Below are 985 nucleotides of genomic sequence, written 5' to 3' on the forward strand. Positions count from 1 at the left end.
ACAACTACTTGCAATACCAAGGTGCAAGCGAGCGCCTTGAGTTGGCAAAGTCGAACTTAGAAGATCAACGACGTACACTCGACCTCGTCGAGAAAGTCGTGCGCAGCGGCTACGGTTCTGATCTCGATTTAGCCCAAGCGAAGGCCACACTTGCGGCGATGGAATCGCTCGTTCCGCAGTTAGAAATTGCACAACAAGCGCACAAACATCGTTTAGCAGTATTGCTTGGTGAGCCGCTAACGCAAGTCGAAATTCGCCTGTCTAAGCAGCATAGTGTACCTGTCATGCAGGACATGGTGCCGGTCGGTTTACCTTCCGATCTGTTGAAACGTCGTACCGATATTCGCTTAGCCGTGCGCGAAATGGCCGCGCTCAATGAAGAGTTAGCAGCAAGCGTTGCTGATCAATATCCGAAGTTCTTTTTGACGGGCGCTCCGGGGTTGTCTGCGTCAAGCTTTGACGATCTTTTCAGTAGCGATTCTTTCGGTTGGATGGGCGCGGCAGGCGTAAGCTGGAACTTGTTCGATGGGGGGCGGGGCGAGGCAATTGAAGCCATCAACCAAGCGCGTTTTGATTCGGCGACATTGTCTTATCAACATACGGTCGAGTCGGCTTTGGCAGAAACCGAATCCTCGCTGTTTGCTTATGGTCGCAGCCAAGAAAATCAGCGCCGAATCGATGATGCATTGAAAGCCACCAATAACGCCGTCAACAAAGCTAAGTCACTGTACCGAGCTGGCTTGATTGATCACTTATCGGTTTTAGATGCGCAACGTCAGCAACGCATGATGCAAGATCAGCGAGTCGCAGCAAAGTTACAAACCGCACAAGCTACGATTGCGCTCTACAAATCACTTGGTGGTGATTGGACGCTACAACCAGAAGCACAACACGAAACGAATGCCAAAGGTTAGGTTTCTTACAAGCCGCACACCTTTGCATCATAACGGATGCCGTTAAATCGGTTAAAAAGAGGCCACTTAGA

General features: G+C 50.5%; 1 protein-coding gene. It reads left to right on the forward strand.

Features of this window, described 5'->3' with window-relative positions; genetic code table 11:
* Window positions 1-914: TolC family protein (locus R7O13_RS24795; protein ID WP_318304927.1), on the forward strand; the 914-nt coding region annotated here is incomplete at its 5' end.
* Between the last annotated feature and the right edge of the window lie 71 nt (window positions 915-985).

The sequence above is a fragment of the Vibrio sp. Y176 genome, from assembly GCF_033438945.1.